This window comes from Mycolicibacterium sp. MU0050 (genome assembly GCF_963378085.1).
In the GTDB taxonomy this organism is placed as follows: Bacteria; Actinomycetota; Actinomycetes; order Mycobacteriales; family Mycobacteriaceae; genus Mycobacterium; species Mycobacterium wendilense.
Window position 1 is genome coordinate 820,106 of the sequence record NZ_OY726395.1, and the last position, 16,628, is coordinate 836,733.

17 protein-coding genes are annotated in these 16,628 nt (G+C 69.9%); 12 read left to right on the top strand and 5 right to left on the bottom strand.

Going from position 1 to position 16,628, the window contains the following annotated elements; genetic code table 11:
* Window position 1: 1 nt before the first annotated feature.
* Entirely contained in the window at window positions 2-1,474 is a 1,473-nt protein-coding gene (locus R2K23_RS03900; RefSeq protein WP_316514428.1) for a carboxyl transferase domain-containing protein, read from the bottom strand.
* Between the two features lie 339 nt (window positions 1,475-1,813).
* Here R2K23_RS03900 and R2K23_RS03905 point away from each other — a divergent pair, with 339 nt between their 5' ends.
* The 7 genes from R2K23_RS03905 (at window position 1,814) to R2K23_RS03935 (ending at window position 8,980) form a co-directional block, all read left to right on the top strand.
* Entirely contained in the window at window positions 1,814-2,272 is a 459-nt protein-coding gene (locus R2K23_RS03905; RefSeq protein WP_316514432.1) for a hypothetical protein, read from the top strand.
* 29 nt (window positions 2,273-2,301) lie between these two features.
* Window positions 2,302-3,036 (top strand): enoyl-CoA hydratase, encoded by a 735-nt coding sequence (locus R2K23_RS03910; RefSeq protein WP_316514434.1) that lies wholly within the window; start codon window positions 2,302-2,304, stop codon window positions 3,034-3,036.
* Window positions 3,036-4,151 (top strand): MBL fold metallo-hydrolase, encoded by a 1,116-nt coding sequence (locus tag R2K23_RS03915; RefSeq protein ID WP_316514436.1) that lies wholly within the window; start codon window positions 3,036-3,038, stop codon window positions 4,149-4,151. The genes R2K23_RS03910 and R2K23_RS03915 overlap by 1 nt, the downstream gene beginning before the upstream one ends.
* Before the next feature lie 66 nt (window positions 4,152-4,217).
* On the top strand, window positions 4,218-5,756 hold the full coding sequence (locus R2K23_RS03920; protein ID WP_316517040.1) for a serine hydrolase: 1,539 nt from the start codon (window positions 4,218-4,220) through the stop codon (window positions 5,754-5,756).
* Complete coding sequence (locus R2K23_RS03925) at window positions 5,753-8,266, top strand: HAD-IC family P-type ATPase (RefSeq protein WP_316514438.1); 2,514 nt, start codon at window positions 5,753-5,755, stop codon at window positions 8,264-8,266. Before R2K23_RS03920 ends, R2K23_RS03925 begins: the two co-directional genes overlap by 4 nt.
* A gap of 53 nt (window positions 8,267-8,319) precedes the next feature.
* Window positions 8,320-8,532, top strand: a complete 213-nt coding sequence (locus R2K23_RS03930; RefSeq protein ID WP_316514439.1) for an antitoxin — start codon at window positions 8,320-8,322, stop codon at window positions 8,530-8,532.
* A 13-nt stretch (window positions 8,533-8,545) separates the two neighbouring features.
* Entirely contained in the window at window positions 8,546-8,980 is a 435-nt protein-coding gene (locus tag R2K23_RS03935) for a type II toxin-antitoxin system Rv0910 family toxin (RefSeq protein ID WP_316514440.1), read from the top strand.
* Window positions 8,981-8,990: 10 nt separating this feature from the next.
* On the opposite strand, the gene R2K23_RS03940 is transcribed toward R2K23_RS03935, so the two are convergent.
* Window positions 8,991-10,565, bottom strand: coding sequence for a sensor histidine kinase (locus tag R2K23_RS03940; protein WP_316514441.1), 1,575 nt, complete (start codon window positions 10,563-10,565; stop codon window positions 8,991-8,993).
* On the bottom strand, window positions 10,558-11,208 hold the full coding sequence (locus R2K23_RS03945) for a response regulator transcription factor (protein ID WP_316514443.1): 651 nt from the start codon (window positions 11,206-11,208) through the stop codon (window positions 10,558-10,560). The genes R2K23_RS03940 and R2K23_RS03945 overlap by 8 nt, the downstream gene beginning before the upstream one ends.
* 73 nt (window positions 11,209-11,281) lie before the next feature.
* On the opposite strand from R2K23_RS03945, the gene R2K23_RS03950 reads away from it, so the two are divergent.
* Window positions 11,282-12,181 carry an amidohydrolase family protein gene (locus tag R2K23_RS03950; RefSeq protein ID WP_316514445.1) on the top strand — a complete coding sequence of 300 codons (900 nt, stop codon included), beginning with the start codon at window positions 11,282-11,284 and terminating at the stop codon, window positions 12,179-12,181.
* Window positions 12,182-12,250: 69 nt separating this feature from the next.
* Window positions 12,251-13,024 (top strand): VOC family protein, encoded by a 774-nt coding sequence (locus tag R2K23_RS03955; protein ID WP_316514448.1) that lies wholly within the window; start codon window positions 12,251-12,253, stop codon window positions 13,022-13,024.
* Window positions 13,025-13,034: 10 nt separating this feature from the next.
* Here R2K23_RS03955 and R2K23_RS03960 read toward each other — a convergent pair whose 3' ends face one another.
* Entirely contained in the window at window positions 13,035-13,472 is a 438-nt protein-coding gene (locus R2K23_RS03960) for a cupin domain-containing protein (protein ID WP_316514449.1), read from the bottom strand.
* Window positions 13,473-13,596: 124 nt separating this feature from the next.
* Here R2K23_RS03960 and R2K23_RS03965 point away from each other — a divergent pair, with 124 nt between their 5' ends.
* Genes R2K23_RS03965 through R2K23_RS03975 form a run of 3 tightly spaced genes read left to right on the top strand, consistent with a single transcriptional unit; the run spans window position 13,597 to window position 16,333 of the window.
* Window positions 13,597-15,159, top strand: coding sequence for an ABC-F family ATP-binding cassette domain-containing protein (locus tag R2K23_RS03965; RefSeq protein WP_316514452.1), 1,563 nt, complete (start codon window positions 13,597-13,599; stop codon window positions 15,157-15,159).
* Window positions 15,156-15,596, top strand: a complete 441-nt coding sequence (locus R2K23_RS03970) for a hypothetical protein (protein WP_316514454.1) — start codon at window positions 15,156-15,158, stop codon at window positions 15,594-15,596. Before R2K23_RS03965 ends, R2K23_RS03970 begins: the two co-directional genes overlap by 4 nt.
* Before the next feature lie 50 nt (window positions 15,597-15,646).
* Window positions 15,647-16,333, top strand: coding sequence for a GAF and ANTAR domain-containing protein (locus tag R2K23_RS03975; RefSeq protein WP_316514456.1), 687 nt, complete (start codon window positions 15,647-15,649; stop codon window positions 16,331-16,333).
* A gap of 3 nt (window positions 16,334-16,336) precedes the next feature.
* Here the strand turns inward: R2K23_RS03975 and R2K23_RS03980 are convergent, their stop codons facing one another.
* A complete protein-coding gene (locus tag R2K23_RS03980; RefSeq protein ID WP_316514458.1) occupies window positions 16,337-16,576 on the bottom strand; it encodes a hypothetical protein in 240 nt (79 codons plus the stop codon).
* Between the last annotated feature and the right edge of the window lie 52 nt (window positions 16,577-16,628).

A 16,628-nucleotide genomic window follows, 5' to 3' on the forward strand; every position in this document is an offset into this window, starting at 1 on the left:
CTCAGGGCAGGCCCATCCGGCGGTAGCGGTCGAGGCGGGCCGTCAGTCGCGCGGCGTCCACCTGTCCGGTCAGGCCGGCCACCTCGACGGCGATCGCCCGGCCGAGCCGTTTGGAGAACTCGATCGGTTCGTCGGCGGCGTCGGGTTCTTCGGGCACGATGACGTCGACGATCCCGTTGCGCTTCAGATCGGCCGATCGCACGCCCTGGGCCGCGGCGAGCTCGGGTGCGTGGTCGGTGTCGCGGAAGACGATCGCGCTGGCTCCTTCCGGGGGCAGCGGCGCCAGCCACCCGTGCAGCGCGGCCAGCACCCGGTCGGCGGGCACCATGGCCAGTGCGGGACCGCCGCTGCCCTGGCCCATCAGCACCGACACCGTCGGCACCGGCAGGGTGACCAAATCCGAGAGGCAGCGGGCGATCTCGGCGGCCAGCCCGCCCTGCTCGGCCTCCTGTGACAAGGCCGGTCCGGCGGTATCGATCACGAGCACCAGCGGCAGTTGCAGGCCGGCGGCCAGCGCCATGCCGCGCCGGGCCTCCCGCAGCGCCGCCGGCCCGACCAGACCTCCGACCAGCCGCTGCTGGCCGAGCACCACGACGGGTTGGCCGCCGAAGCGGGCCAGCGCGAGCAGCGTGGTGGCGGCCTCCCCGGCGCCGGTGCCCGACAGCAGGACCCGCGCGTCCGCGCCGTGCTTGAGCAGGTGCCCGACGCCGGGGCGGTCCGGGCGGCGGGAGGCCTCCACGGATTTCCAGGCTTCGACGTCGGGGATGGCCGTTTCCGGCAGCGGCTCCGGAGCGGGTCCGGGCGGGTCGGCGACGACCTTCAGCGCCCAGTCCAGGGTCTGACGGAGCGCTTCGAGCGGGACGACGCCGTCGATGACGCCGTGGTGGCGCAGGTTCTCGGCGGTCTGCACGCCCGGCGGAAACGGCGCGCCGTAGAGCTGTTCGTAGACCCGCGGGCCCAGGAAGCCGACCAGCGCGTCGGGTTCGGCGACCGTGATATGCCCCAACGAACCCCAGGACGCGAAGACCCCGCCGGTGGTGGGGTGGCGCAGGTACACCAGGTAGGGCAGGTGGGCCTGCTTGTGCAGGGTGACCGCCGCGGCGATCTTGACCATCTGCAGGAAGGCGACGGTGCCCTCCTGCATACGGGTGCCGCCCGAGCTCGGTGACGCCAGCAGCGGCAGCCGGAGGTCGGTGGCCCGCTCGATGGCGGCCGTGATGCGTTCGGCCGCGGCCACACCGATCGAACCGGCCAGGAAGTCGAATTCGCAGGCCACCACGGCCACTCGGCGCCCGGCCACCGTGCCCTCGCCGGTGAGCACCGACTCGTCCAGGCCGGTGGCCTCCCGCGCGGCCGCCAGCTCGTCGCGGTACTGATCGGACATCGCGATCTCGATCGGCGGCGCGTCCCAGCTGATGAACGATCCCGGATCCAACACTGCGTCGCGCAGTTGCAAGGCACTGATGCGGCTCACGCGGTCAGGTTAGCCGGGGCGGTGTGCGGTGCAACGGTCTGCCGATCAACCGCGACCGCCGACTGAGCGTGTGCTCGCCGGGGGCGAGGGGCTGCTTGTCATCGTTGGGTGACGGGTTGCGATTGAGGGGGGTCTGGGACCGGCGGGCTGTCTTGGTCCCCTCTCGATTGCGGGACGTCATCGTTGGGTGACGGTTATGCACAGGCCGACTGGAGTGGGGGCCGGCGGGCGGTTCGGGCTGTGGATGGTTGTCATCTGTGGGTGACGAGTTGCAATCGAGTGGGGATGTGGACAGCGGCCTGTCTCCGTCCCCTGTCGATTGGATTACGTCATCGTCGGGTGACGGTCATCCAGAGGGTGATCGGTGTGGGGGCCGGGCCAGCGGTTATCCACACGGCGACTGGCGACGGGGGCCGCGGGCGGTTCACGCTGTGCAGTGGTGTCACCGATGGTGACGAGCTACAGCGGAGGGACCCGGTGGAGAGCAGCGAGCCGTGGTGGAAGAACCACCCCGAAATCGAGGCTTTGAAAGAGCAGGTGTTGGCGGAGCTCCGGGAACCCATCGACGAGAGCAGACGCCGCGACCCCGATGAGCCCGATCACGTGCTCGACGAGGTCTTCACCGGCAACCGGGTGCGGGCTTTGGTCGCCGCGCGCGAAGGGCTCGCGAAAGCCCGGGCCGACTACGACGACGCCGTGATCCATGCCCGCCGCGCCGGGCTGTCCTGGGGCGAGATCGCGACGGTGCTGGGCGTTGCCCGGCAACCGCTGCACCGCCGCTTCCGGGGCCGCAAGTAGCCTGCCGGGACCGCGGTTAGGGTGGGCGCATGATCGGAATCACCCGAGACGGCAATGTCATGACCCTCGAGATGCAGCGCGCGGAACGGCGCAATGCACTCAACTGTGAACTCGTCGACGCACTTCGGGAGGCCGTCGAGCACGCCGCGGAGCAGGACATCCGCGCCATCGTGTTGACCGGCGCGGGCTCGGTGTTCAGCTCCGGCGCCGACCTCACCGATGCCGCCGGGATGGCGGAGAAGCTTCCGGACAAGGCGCTGGCGCTGAACCTGGCCATCGACAAGGCCCCGGTCCCGGTCATCGGCGCCATCAACGGCCCCACCATCGGCGCCGGGGTGATCCTGTCGCTGATCTGCGACCTGCGCGTGGTGGCGCCGGAGGCCTACTTCCAATTCCCGATCGCCAAGTACGGGCTGGCCATCGACAACTGGAGCATCCGCCGGCTGACCTCGCTGGTGGGCGCCGGCCGTGCTCGCGGGATGCTGCTGGCCGCCGAGAAGCTCACCGCCGAGACCGCGCTGCAAACCGGGCTGGCGAACCGGATCGGCACCCTGGCCGACGCGCAGGCATGGGCCGCCGAGATCGCCGGCTACGCGCCGCTGTCGCTGCAGCACTCCAAGCGGGTACTCAACGACGACGGCGCCTACGAGCAGCCGTGGCCCGAGCACAAGGAACTGTTCGACCGGGCGTGGGCCAGCAAGGACGTCATCGAGGCCCAGGTGGCCCGCATCGAGAAGCGTCCACCGAACTTCATCGGGGCGTAATGCTCCGCTCGGCGATCAGGCTGGTCGGGGGCACCGCCGCGCTGGCGACGGGCGGCTGGGTGCTGCGCGCGCTGCAAGGGGCGCCGTCGGCGCTGGGCGCCGGTGCCGACGCCATCGCCAAGGTCGCCGACGGCTCCCCGAACTATCACGACGGCGTCTTCCACAACCTGGAACCCGCGTCGATGATCAGCCTCACCCGCCAGGATCAATGGCGCCTGCTGCACGACATGTTCGACGGCGCCAACAAGGGCCCCGACGGGCCCATCCCGGTGATGGTTCCCGACGCCGGGATCGCGGCCGCGGAGTTGGCGGTGACCTGGTACGGGCACTCGTCGGCGGTCATCGAGGTCGACGGCTACCGCATCCTGGCCGATCCGGTGTGGAGCCAGCGGTGCTCCCCGTCGCGCAGCGTGGGGCCGCAGCGCCTGCACCCGGTGCCGGCGCCGTTGGCGGCGCTGCCCGCCATCGACGCGGTCATCATCAGCCACGACCACTACGACCACCTCGACATCGACACCATCAAAAGCCTTGTGCACAGCCAGAATTCGAAGTTCTACGTGCCGCTGGGGATCGGCGCGCATCTGCGTGAGTGGCGGGTCCCGGAGGACCGCATCGTCGAGTTGGACTGGAACCAAGCCGGCCAACTCGGCGAATTGCGGATCGTGTGCACACCGGCGCGGCACTTCTCCGGACGGTTCCTCACCCGCAACACCACGCTGTGGTCGTCCTGGGCGATCATCGGCCCCCGCCACCGCGCGTTCTTCGGCGGCGACACCGGCTACACCACCTCCTTCGCCGACATCGGCGACGACCACGGCCCGTTCGACCTCACGCTGATGCCGGTGGGCGCCTATCACCCGGGCTGGCCGGACATCCACATGAACCCCGAGGAGGCGGTGCGGGCGCACCGCGACGTCACCGACGCGGGCAAGGGGCTGTTCGTCCCCATTCACTGGGCCACCTTCCGGTTGGCGCCCCACCCGTGGGCGGAACCGATCGAACGGATGCTCGCCGCGGCCACCGCGTCGGCGGTTCCGGCCGCCGTGCCCCGGCCCGGTCAGCGGGTGGAGTCGGCGCCGACCGACCCGCAGAACGACCCCTGGTGGCGTTTGTAGCCCGCTTGAGCGCCCCCGACCCGCTACGGTTTAGGCGTGAAACGCGCGGCGGTGCTGGGTGTGCTGATGACGCTGGTCGTGGCGGGATGTCAGGCGCCCGAGCGGCCCTCGGCGCCTGCCAGCGACCTGCCGCCGCCGTTGGTGCCCGCCATGGAACTGCCCGCGGCCGCCGTCGACAACGCGGTGGCCAAACTGACCGGGATCGCCGAGGAGTTGATGGACTCCTCGGGCATCCCGGGCATGGCCGTCGCGGTGGTGCACGGCGGGAAAACGATCTACGCCAAGGGTTTCGGCGTCAAGGACATGCGCCGGGACGACACCCTGGACAACCGCGTCGACCGGGACACCGTGTTCCAGGTGGCCTCGGTGTCGAAATCGTTGTCGGCCTCGGTGGTCGCCCGGCAGGTGGGGGCGGGTGTCATCGACTGGGACACCCCGCTGGTGTCCAAGCTGCCCGGCTTCGCGCTGTCGGACCCCGCCGTCACCGCCAAGGTCACCGTCGGCGACATGTTCGCCCACCGGTCCGGGCTGCCCGACCACGCCGGGGACCTGCTCGAGGACCTCGGCCATGACCGCCGCTACATCCTGACCAAGCTGCGCGAGCTTCCGCTCGAGGCGTTCCGAACCTCCTACGCCTACACCAACTTCGGGCTGACCGCCGCCGCCGAGGCGGTGGCCGTCGCGTCCGGGAAGCCCTGGGATCAGCTGGCCGCCGACGTGCTCTACGAGCCGCTGGGGATGGCGTCGACCAGCTCGCGGTTCGCCGACTTCGAGGACCGGTCCAACCGAGCCGTCGGACACATCCGCATCGAGGACCGCTACGAGCCGCGCTACCAACGCGACGCCGATCCGCAGGCACCGGCCGGCGGTGTCAGTTCGTCGGTCGCGGACATGGCGCACTGGCTGGCGATGGTCCTGGCCGACGGCAAGCGCGGCGACCAGCAGGTCGTCGACGCGAAAGCGCTGCTGCCCGCGCTCAGCCCCCAGATCGTGGCGAACCCGCCGACCGAACCCGCCATGCACGCAGGCTTTTACGGGTATGGGTTCAACGTCGGAACCACCTCGGGGGCGCGCACACAGCTCAGTCATTCGGGTGGGTTCGAGCTCGGGGCGGCCGCCAATTTCGTGGTGATCCCGTCGGCGGACGTCGGCATCGTCGCACTGACCAACGCCACCCCGTCCGGGGTTCCCGAGACGCTCACCGCCGAGTTCGCCGATCTGGTGCAGTTCGGTGCGGTGCGCGAGGACTGGCGCCGCCTCTACCGGGAGAAGTTCGAGGAGTTCGATGCCCCGGCGGGATCCCTGGTGGGCAAGCCGCCGCCGTCGGCGCCGACACCGGCCCCGCCGCTGCCCGAGCTGACCGGCACGTACGCCAACGACTACTGGGGCCCGGCCACGGTGACCGAACGCGACGGCGCGCTGATCCTGTCGTTGGGGCCCAACGCCGCGCCGTGGCCGCTGAAGCACTGGGACGGCAACGTCTTCACCTTCGGCTTCGTCAGCGAGAACGCGCCGCCTGGCACCATTTCCAAGGCGGTCTTCGACGGTGACACGTTGACGCTCGAATACTTCGATGCCGAGGGTAAGGGGACTTTCACGCGATGACAGAGACCACCGTCGTCGAGCCGCTCACCGGACTCTCCGACGCCGAAGTGGCGCAGCGGGTCGCCGACGGCAAGACCAACGACGTGCCGACCCGGGCGGCGCGCAGCGTCTCCGAAATCGTCCGGTCCAACGTGTTCACCCGGATCAACGCCATCCTCGGGGTGCTGTTCCTGATCGTGCTGACCACCGGCTCGCTGATCAACGGGCTGTTCGGGCTGCTGATCATCGCCAACAGCGGCATCGGGATCATCCAGGAGATCCGGGCCAAGCGGACGCTGGACCAGCTGGCCATCGTCGGGCAGGCCCGGCCGACGGTGCGCCGCCAGTCCGGCACGGCCGAACTGCCGCCCAACGAGGTGGTGCTCGACGACGTCATCGAGGTGGGACCCGGCGATCAGATCGTGGTCGACGGCGAGGTGCTCGAAGAGGCCAACCTCGAGGTCGACGAATCGCTGCTGACCGGCGAGGCCGACCCGATCGCCAAGGACGCCGGCGACACGGTGATGTCCGGCAGCTTCGTGGTCGCCGGCACCGGCGCCTACCGCGCGACGAAGGTCGGCAGGGAGGCGTATGCGGCCCGGCTCGCCGAGGAAGCCAGCAAGTTCACCCTGGTGAAATCCGAACTGCGGACCGGCATCAACAAGATCCTGCGGTTCGTCACCTACCTGCTGTGGCCGGCCGGGCTGCTGACCATCTACACCCAGTTGTTCACCACCGACTCGGGCCTGCGGGAGTCGCTGGCCACCACGTTCCGCAACATCGTGGACAACGACGCCGGCTGGCAGGGCGCGCTGCAGATCATCCGGACCGACCTGTTCACCGCCGACGCGGCCTGGCATGAACCGGTGCTGCGGATGGTGGGCGCGCTGGTGCCGATGGTGCCCGAGGGCCTGGTCCTGATGACCTCGATCGCCTTCGCGGTCGGGGTGATCCGGCTGGGCCGACGGCAGTGCCTGGTCAACGAGTTACCGGCGATCGAGGGTCTGGCCCGCGTCGACGTGGTGTGCGCCGACAAGACCGGCACGCTCACCGAGAACGGGATGCGATTGTCCGACCTCAAGGGCCTCGGCGGGATCGACCGCGGCCGCATCGACGACGCACTGGCGGCGCTGGCCGCCGACGACGCCCGACCCAACGCCAGCATGCAGGCCATCGCCGAGGCGTTCGGGACCCCGCCGGGCTGGCGGGCCACCGCGTCGGCGCCGTTCAAGTCGGCGACCAAGTGGAGCGGCACCTCCTACGGGGAGCACGGCAACTGGGTGATCGGCGCGCCGGACGTCCTGCTCGATCCCGGCTCCGCGGCGGCCGCCGAGGCCGAACGCATTGGCGCCCAGGGCCTTCGGGTGCTGTTGCTGGGATCGTCGGACCGCCCGGTCGACGCCCCCGACGCCCCGGGCCAGGTGACACCCGCTGCGTTGGTGGTGCTGGAGCAGAAGGTCCGCCCGGACGCCCGGGACACCCTGGATTACTTTGCCGACCAGAAGGTTTCGGTCAAGGTGATCTCCGGCGACAACGCCGTGTCGGTGGGCGCGGTGGCCGGTTCGTTGGGCCTGCACGGGGCCACCCTGGATGCGCGCCAACTGCCGGAGGAACAAGGCGCGCTGGCCGACGCGCTGCAGAGCCACACCACCTTCGGGCGGGTGCGCCCGGACCAGAAGCGCACCATGGTGCACGCCCTGCAGTCGCGCGGGCACACCGTGGCCATGACCGGCGACGGCGTCAACGACGTGCTCGCCCTCAAGGACGCCGACATCGGGGTGGCGATGGGGTCGGGCAGCTCGGCGACCCGGGCCGTCGCGCAGATCGTGTTGCTGGACAACAAGTTCGCCACCCTGCCCTACGTGGTGGGGGAGGGCCGCCGGGTCATCGGGAACATCGAGCGGGTCTCGAACCTGTTCCTCACCAAGACGGTGTACTCGGTGTTCCTGGCGCTGCTGGTCGGCCTGGTCGGGCTGGGGTCGCAGTTCTTCGACTACGACCCGCTGTTGTATCCGTTCCAGCCGATCCACGTCACCATCGCGGCCTGGTTCACCATCGGCATCCCGGCGTTCATCCTGTCGCTGGCTCCGAACAACGAACGCGCGCACACCGGGTTCGTGCGCCGGGTGATGCTGGCGGCGCTGCCGTCGGGCATGACGGTGGGCATCGCGACCTTCGTCTCGTACCTGATCGCCTACCAGGGCAACGACGTGTCGCGGGAGGTCCAGGACCAGGCGTCGACGGCGGCGCTGATCACGTTGCTGATCGCGGGCTGGTGGGTGCTGGCGACCGTGGCCCGCCCGTACGAATGGTGGCGGGTGTTGCTGGTGGCGGTCTCCGGGTTGGCCTACGTCGTGATTTTTTCCATCCCGCTGGCCCGGGAACTGTTCATGCTGGACCCGTCCAATCTGGCGATGACCAGCACCGCGGTGGTCATCGGCCTGCTGGCCGCGGGCGTGATCGAGGCGCTGTGGTGGCTGCAAGGCCGGATCCTGGGTGAGCCGAGGCGGTTGTGGAAGGTCGAGGACTAGCGTTCACTGGGAAATCGGACTGCCCGTCGTAACCGGAAGTGAGGCGCAGCACCATGTCGTTCCTCGACAAGGCCAAGGATTTGCTGGGAAAGAACGCCGACAAGGTCGGTGATGCGATCGACAAGGCCGGCGACTTCGTCGACAACAAGACCGGCGGCAAATACGCCCAGCATGTCGACAAGGCGCAGGACGCGGCCAAGGATGCCGTGGGCAAGCTCGGTGAGCAGGGCACCGATCCCGCGAACAAGGACACTCCGCCCGCCTGACAGAATTGCCCCCGTGGCGAAGCTATCTGTCTCTGTGGACGTGCCGCTCCCACCGGAGCAGGCCTGGGAGTGCGCGGCCGACCTGTCCCGTTACAAGGAGTGGCTGACCATCCATCGGGTGTGGCGCAGCCCGCTGCCCGACACCCTGGAGAAGGGCACCACCCTGGACTCGATTGTCGAGGTCAAGGGCATGGCCAACCGGGTGAAGTGGACCATCGTGCACTACAAGCCCCCGCAGGCGATGACGCTCAACGGCGACGGTCGCGGCGGGGTCAAGATCAAGCTGATGGCCAAGATCACGCCCAAGGGCGACGGCTCGGTGGTCACCTTCGACACCCACCTCGGCGGGCCGGCCCTGTTCGGGCCGATCGGGATGGTGGTCGCGGGCGCGCTCAAGGGCGACATCCGCGAGTCGCTGAACAAGTTCGTCACGGTCTTCGCCGGCTGAGCCGCCCGGCTCAGGGCAGCGGCACCGACCACACCAGGCGAGCCCCGCCGTCGGGGTCCCCGCCGAGGTCCAGCGCGCCGCCGCAGTCGCGGGCCCGCGTCGCCAGGTTGGCCAGGCCGCTGCGGGTGGATAGTTCGGCAAACCCGCGGCCGTTGTCGGCGACCGTGATCGTGAGGTTGTCGGCGACCTCGACGGTCACGGTGACCGCCGAGGCCCCGGCGTGGCGCACCGTGTTGCTGACGGCCTCCCGGACCACCGCCTCGGCGTGGTCGGCCAGGCCGGCGTCGACCACCGACAGCGGGCCGCTGACGTGCAGGGTCGCGCGGACCGGGGAGTCGGCGGTCATCTGGGTCACCGCTTGCTCCAGGCGCTGCCGCAGCCGGGTCACGCTGCCGCCGTGCAGGTCGAAGATCGCGGTCCGGATCTCCTGCACCACCTCTTGCAGATCGTCGAGCGCACCGGAGATCCGCGCCGAGGCGCCGTCGGCGTCGGCGGTCTGGGCCCCCTGCAACGACAGCCCGACCGCGAACAGCCGTTGGATGACGTGGTCGTGCAGATCGCGGGCAATCCGATCGCGGTCGGAAAGCACATCGAGTTCGCGCATCCGACGCTGCGCGGTGGCCGACTGCAGCGCCTGACCGCACTGGTCGGCGAACGCTGCCATCATGTCGAGTTGCTCGTCGGTGCAGGCCGCGGGGTCCTCGGCCACGCACAGCAGCACCCCCGAGACGGTGGCCGGCTCGCGCATCGGCAGGACCAGCGCATTGGTGCCGCCCGGGTGCTCTTCGAACTCGTCGAAATCGTTGCAGCGCAACGGAGTTCGCTCCCGTAACGCGCGCCCGACAGCGCTGCCGGTGACCGGTACGGCACGCCCCAGCAGGTCGCCGCGGGTGCAGGCCGCGACGGTGAGGACGTCGTCGTCGCCGGGGATCAGCAACGCGCTGTACGCGGCGCCGGTGAGCCGCGTCGCCGCGTCGACAATCTGGCCGTGCACGACGGCGGGGTCCTGGCCGGCCAGCAGATCGGTGCTGATGTCGCGGGTCGCCTCGATCCATTGCTGCCGGGTCTGGGCCGCCTGGTACAGGCGCGCGTTCTCGATCGCGATGCCCGCCGCGGCGGCGAGCGCCTGCACCAGCACCTCGTCGTCCTGGCTGAACTGGTGACCGCCCCGCTTCTCGGTCAGGTACAGGTTGCCGAACACCTGGTCGCGGGTGCGGATCGGCACGCCGAGGAAGCTGCGCATCGGCGGGTGGTGCGGCGGGAAGCCGACCGAGGCCGGATGCTGGGAAAGGTCCTCGATGCGAACGGGTTTGGTGGTGTGGAACAGCAGGCCCAGCACGCCCTGGCCGGACGGCAATGGGCCGATCAGTGCCCGGGTGGCGTCGTCGATGCCCTCGTGCAGGAACCGCTCGAGGCGGTGATGGGACTCGGTGCTGGCCACCCCGAGGGCGCCGTAGCGGGCGTCGACCAGGCGCATCGCGGTGTCCACGATGGTCTGCAGGGTCTGTTCGAGGTCCAGGTCGGAGGTGACCGCCAGCAGCGCGTCGACCAGGCCGTCGCGGGCCCGGATCTCGGCGCTACTCACGGCTCTGCCGCAACTCGGCGGCCAGCAGCGCGGCCTGGGTGCGCCGGTGCATACCCAGCTTGGCCAGCAGGCGCGAGACGTAGTTCTTGACGGTCTTCTCGGCCAGGAACATCCGTTCGCCGATCTCCCGATTGGTCAGGCCCTCACCGAGCAGGTCCAGCAGGGTCCGCTCGGTCTGCGTCAGATCGCGCAGCCGCGGGTCCTCGGGTTCGGCACCGCGGGTGTCCTCGCGCAGCTTGGACATCAGCGCGGCGGCCGCACGGTTGTCCAGCAACGACTTTCCGGCGCCCACCTCCTTGATGGCCTTGGCCAGTTCCATCCCGCGGATGTCCTTGACCACGTAGCCGCTGGCGCCGGCCAGGATGGCGTCGAGCATCGACTGCTCGTCGGTGTAGGAGGTCAGGATGAGGCAGCGCAGCTGATCGTGGGCGGCCAGCAGGTCGCGGCACAGGTCGATGCCGTTGCCGTCGGGCAGGCGCACGTCCAGCACCGCCACGTCGGGGTTGGCCGCCGGGATCCGCGCCTTGGCCTCCGCCACCGACCCGGCCTCGCCGACGACGGTCAGGTCGGCGTCGCCGCTGAGCAGGTCGGCCAGCCCGCGCCGGACAACTTCGTGGTCGTCGACCAGGAAAACCGAGATCACCCGGCAAGGTTAACGCCTAGGCTGGGCCCGTGATGCCGGTGCTGGAGACGAAGATCGCGGGAGCCTGAGCCTGATGTCGGGTCGAACGGACGAAAAGTACATCTGTGGCGTCGATTTCGCGAAGATCGATGCGCTCGACATGCACACCCATGTCGAGATCGACTGCCACGGACATCGGGCCTACGACGACGAACTCGTGGCGGCCACCCGGGCCTACTTCAAGATGGGCGATGCCGCGAGCGCCACCGTCGACGACCTCGCCGAGATCTGCCGCCGCAACAACGCCGCGGCGGTGGTGTTCACCATCGACGCGGAGACCGCGATGGGGCACCGGAGCAACTCGGTGGAGGACCTGATCGCCGGCACGGTTCGCCACAACGACGTGCTGATCCCGTTCGGCACCGTCGACCCGTGGAAGGACGACGCCGTGACACGGGTGCGGGAACTGGTGGACCGCTACGGGGTTCGGGGTTTCAAGTTCCATCCCAGCATGCAGGCATTCGAACCGAACGACCGCCGGTTCTACCCGATCTACGAGGAGATTTCGGCGGCCGGGGTGCCGGCGCTGTTCCACACCGGCCAGACCGGCATGGGGTCGGGCCTGCCCGGTGGGCACGGCATCAAGATGCGCTATTCCGACCCGACGCTGCTCGACGACGTTGCGGCGGACTTTCCGGCTTTGACCGTGGTGATGGCCCATCCCGCCGTGCCGTGGGTGGACGCGCAGATCGCGATCGCCGCCCACAAGGCCAATGTCTACATCGACCTGTCCGGGTACAGCCCCAAGTACTTTCCACCGCAGTTGGTCTCGGCGATGGCCCGCCAACTGCGCACCAAGGTGCTCTTCGGCACCGACCACCCCTACATCGGCATCGAGCGCTGGCGCCGCGATTTCGCCGCGTTGGACCTGCCCGCCGAGGTCGCGGCGCTGGTGTATCGGGACAACGCGCTGCGGGTGCTGGGAGTGACGTAGCCGGCGCGATGAGTTTCGCGCGCCGCCGCGGTCTACATCGCGACGACCATCACCCTGAGGAGACCCGACATGCCAACCATCACTGCGACCGCGCTGGGCGCCCCCTGCTGGATCGACCTGGCCAGCTCCGACCTGGACCGGGCCAAGGATTTCTACGGCGGAATCTTCGGCTGGACCTTCGAAAGCGCGGGTGCCGAATACGGCGGCTACACCACCGCCCGCAAGGACGGGCGCAAGGTGGCGGGCCTGATGGCCAACGACCCGCAGTGGCAGATGCCCGACGCATGGAGCACCTACCTGCACACCGCCGACATCGACGCCACCCTGGCCAAGGCCGTCGCCGCGGGGGGTTTCTCCTGTGGGGGCGCGATGGACATCCCCGAGCAGGGGCGGATGGCGATGCTGACCGATCCCGACGAGGCCATGTTCGGGCTGTGGCAGCCCACCGGCCATCGGGGTTTCGAGGTCGTCGGCGAGCCGGGCGCGCCGGTCTGGCACCAGTTGACGACGCGAAACTACGGCGTTGCGCTGGAGTTCTACCGGCAGCTGCTGGGCTGGCAGACTCAGACCGAGTCGGATACCGACGAATTCCGCTACGCCACCGCGGTGTTCGACGGTGAGGCGCTGCTGGGGGTGATGGACGGCAGCGTCCTGCCCGCCGGGACCCCCGCGCAATGGAGCTTCTTCCTCGGCGCCGAGGACGTGGACACGACCGTCGAGGCGGTCCTGGCCCGCGGCGGTTCGGTGCTGCGTGCCGCCGAGGACACCCCCTACGGTCGGCTGGCGGCGGTGGCCGATCCGACGGGCGCGGCGTTCAATCTGTCGTCGTTGCCGACGGGCTGACCAGCCCGGCTCACCCGTGCATGGTGAAGTCGGCGAAGTCGAACCCGGGCACCACCACGCAACTCACCAGGCACGCCTCGTCGCCGCGGGGCCGAGCCCGCTGCCAGTGCCCCGGCGGCACGACCAGCTGTGGGCTCTCCCCGGCGGCGATGTCGCTGCCCAGCACATGCGTTGTGGCACTGTCCCGTTCGGCACCGACCTCCAGCAGCAACGGCCCGCCGCGGTGATAGAGCCACAGCTCGGCGCTGCGCACCGTGTGCCAGGCCGACTGCTGGCCGCCGAGCAGCAGGAACAGGATGGCGGTTCCGGCGTTACGGGGCCCGGCGTAGCCCGCGGGCAGCGCCGAGGCGCCGAGGGTCAGTTCGCTGCGCCAGGTCTCCCTGAAGAAGCCGCCCTCGGGGTGCGGCCCCAGATCGAGGTGCCGGGCCCAGTCCGGGAGCTCAGTCATCGCCACAGCCTAGGGAAATTCGGTTGCGGGCGGACGGCAACGGTGCATACCGTGGCCCCATGATCGACAGCAGGGTTGCCTTCGCACGCTGACCCCCCGGCCGCCTTCCGTCTCCAGGAGCGCCATGTCTGTCATTCTTCACAATCTCGGCTTCACCTGGCCGGACGGCACCGTCGTGCTGTCCGACCTCACCGGCGCATTCGGTGCGGGCCGCACCGGTCTGGTCGGCGCCAACGGATCCGGCAAGTCGACCCTGCTGCGGCTGATGGCCGGTCTGCTGCCGCCCGGCAGCGGCTCGGTCTCCGTCGACGGCGAGGTGGCCTACCTGCCCCAGACGTTGACCCTCGAGGTGGGAGCACGCGTTGCCGACCTCCTGGGTATTGCCGAGCAACGCGCCGCGCTGGCGGCGATCGAGTCCGGCGACGCGGACGAGGTGCACTTCGCGGTCATCGGCGACGACTGGGACGTCGAGGCCCGCGCGCGGGCGCTGCTGACCGATCTCGGGCTGGGGCACCTCCACCTCGACCGCGACGTGGGCTCGATCTCCGGTGGCGAGGCGATGCTGGTGGCCATCGCCGGTATCCGGGTGGCTCGGGCCGCCGTCACGCTGCTCGACGAGCCCACCAACAATCTGGACCGCGACGCCCGAGCCGCCCTGACCGACCTGCTCGCCGAGTGGCCCGGCACCCTGATCGTCGTCAGCCACGATGTGGCGCTGCTGGACCGGATGGACCACACCGCCGAGTTGCACGACGGCGCGCTGACGGTCTTCGGCGGCCCGTACCACCAGTGGCGGGCGCAGCTGGAGGCCGAACAGGCCGCGGCCGCGCAGGCCGCGCGCGCCGCCGAACAGGCGGTCAAGCTCGAGAAGCGGCAGCGGGTGGAGGCCGAGACCAAGCTGGCGCGGCGCAACCGGACCGCGAAGAAGAACCGCGACAGCCTGCCGCCGATCGTGGCCAACATGCGGGCGTCGGCGGCCCAAGTGTCGGCGGGCAAGCTGCGCACCGGCCACGAGGATCGGCTGCGGGCGGCCCGAGACGCGGTTGCCGAGGCCGCCGCCCGGGTCCGCGACGACGAGCACATCCGCGTCGAATTGCCCGACCCGCGGTTGCCCGCCGGCCGGACCATCGCCGAGGTCGACGGGGCCGACGGCGTCCTGGCTGTGGTGGGGCCGCAGCGGGTCGCGCTCGTCGGACCCAACGGGGTCGGCAAGACGACGTTGCTGCGCGGCCTGCTGGGCGGCGCCGGGCTGCGGACCGCGCGGGTCGGGTATTTGCCGCAGCGTCTCGACGGCCTCGACGACGACGCCACCGTGCTCGACACGATGCGCGCGGCCGCCCCGGGTGCGTCGGCGGAGACACTGCGCGCCCAATTGGCGCGGTTCCTGCTGCGCGGCGACAGCGTGCACCGCCCTGTGGGCAGCCTCTCCGGCGGGGAGCGGTTTCGGGTGGTGCTGGCCCGGTTGTTGCTCGCCGAGCCGCCCGCGGAGCTGCTGGTCCTCGACGAGCCGACCAACAACCTCGACCTGACCAGCGTCGAACAACTCGTCGACGCGTTGGGCAGCTACCGCGGCGCCCTGCTGGTGGTCAGCCACGATGACGCCTTCCTGGAACGTCTGGAACTGGACCGGATCTGGACGATGTCGGCGCCGGGGCGGGTCCGCGAAACGGATAGGCTCAGAGCATGACTCGCGTGCGTCCCGGCTGGCTGGTGGCACTGTGTGCGGGCGTGCTCGCGGTCAGCGCCTGGCTGCCGTGGCTGACCACGAGTCTGGACGGCGGCGGGCGGATCAGCGCCGGCGGCGGGGCGGCGGGGGCCATGTCACTGCCGCCGGGATTCGGTGCCGGGCAACTGATCGTCCTGCTCACCTCGACCCTGCTGGTGGCCGGCGCGATGACCGCGCGCGGACTCTCGGCGACATGGGCGGCCGTGGCCGCGCTGGTGAATTCGCTGCTCATCGGGGCGCTGACCGGCCTGTTCTACCGCATGCACGCCGGGGACGCGGTCGGGATCGGCTACGGGTTCTACATTGCTGCGGTCAGTACCGTTGGCGCCGTGGCCTTTTCGGTGTGGGCGCTCATCGAGGCCCGGTCCGGCCGGCGGTCGCACGGGCCCGCGGACTGAACCCGCGCGCCCAATCTGCGGTCCCCGCGGGGCGGATATGCGAAAGTTTGGTGGTGCGTGCAGAACCCGACACCTCACTGGCCAACCGCATGGCGGAGCTGGCCCGAAGTTTGGCCGTCCCGCTGCAGCTCGACGAGGTGCTGGCCGGGGTCAGCCAGACGGTGCTCGAAGTGCTCCCGGGCGCCGAGTTGGCCGGGTTTCTGCTGTTCACCCGGGCCGAGAAGTTCGAGACTCAAGCCGCCACCGCGGACCTGATGTACACCATCGACGACCTGCAGATCCGCCATGGGGAGGGTCCCTGCATGGAGGCGGCGGTCGAGGAGTTGATCGTCCGCACCGACGACTTCGAGCGGGAACAGCGGTGGCCGCAGTTCACCGCCGGTGTGCTCAAACTCGGGTTGCGCAGCGCGCTGTCGTTCAAGCTCTACACCAGCCAGCGCAACGCCGGGGCGCTGAACATCTTCAGCTCACAGCCCAATGCGTTCGGCCCTGAGGACGAGGCGCTGGGGCAGGTACTGGCCGCACATGCCGCAGCGGCCATCCTGGCCAGCCGCCAGGGTGAACAGCTGAAATCGGCGTTGACCAGCCGCGACCTGATCGGTCAGGCCAAGGGCATCATCATGGAGCGGTTCAACGTCGATGCCGTCCGCGCTTTCGAGATGCTGCGCGAACTGTCTCAGTCGTCCAACGTCAAGCTGGTCGAGGTCGCCCAGCAGGTGATCGACAAGCGTGGGTGACGATCAGTCGTCGTGGTGGTGACGCCAGTGCTTGTGGTGCCCCTTGCCCTTGCCGCGGGGCCCGTCGTACCAGACGTTGACGCCCGGGACGTCGACGCACGCGCTGGCGTAGCCGTAGGGGCCGCTCACGCAAAGGTTCGGACCCGCAGACGCTGGGGCGGCGATCACTGTGGCAAATCCCAACGGCAGCGCCGCGGCCACGACGCCGACGGCGCCGCGACGAATCATCTTCTGCCAGCTCACTTTAACCTCCGGCTCAATCCCCGACTGAATCGGATTGCATGTAGGAAGACAG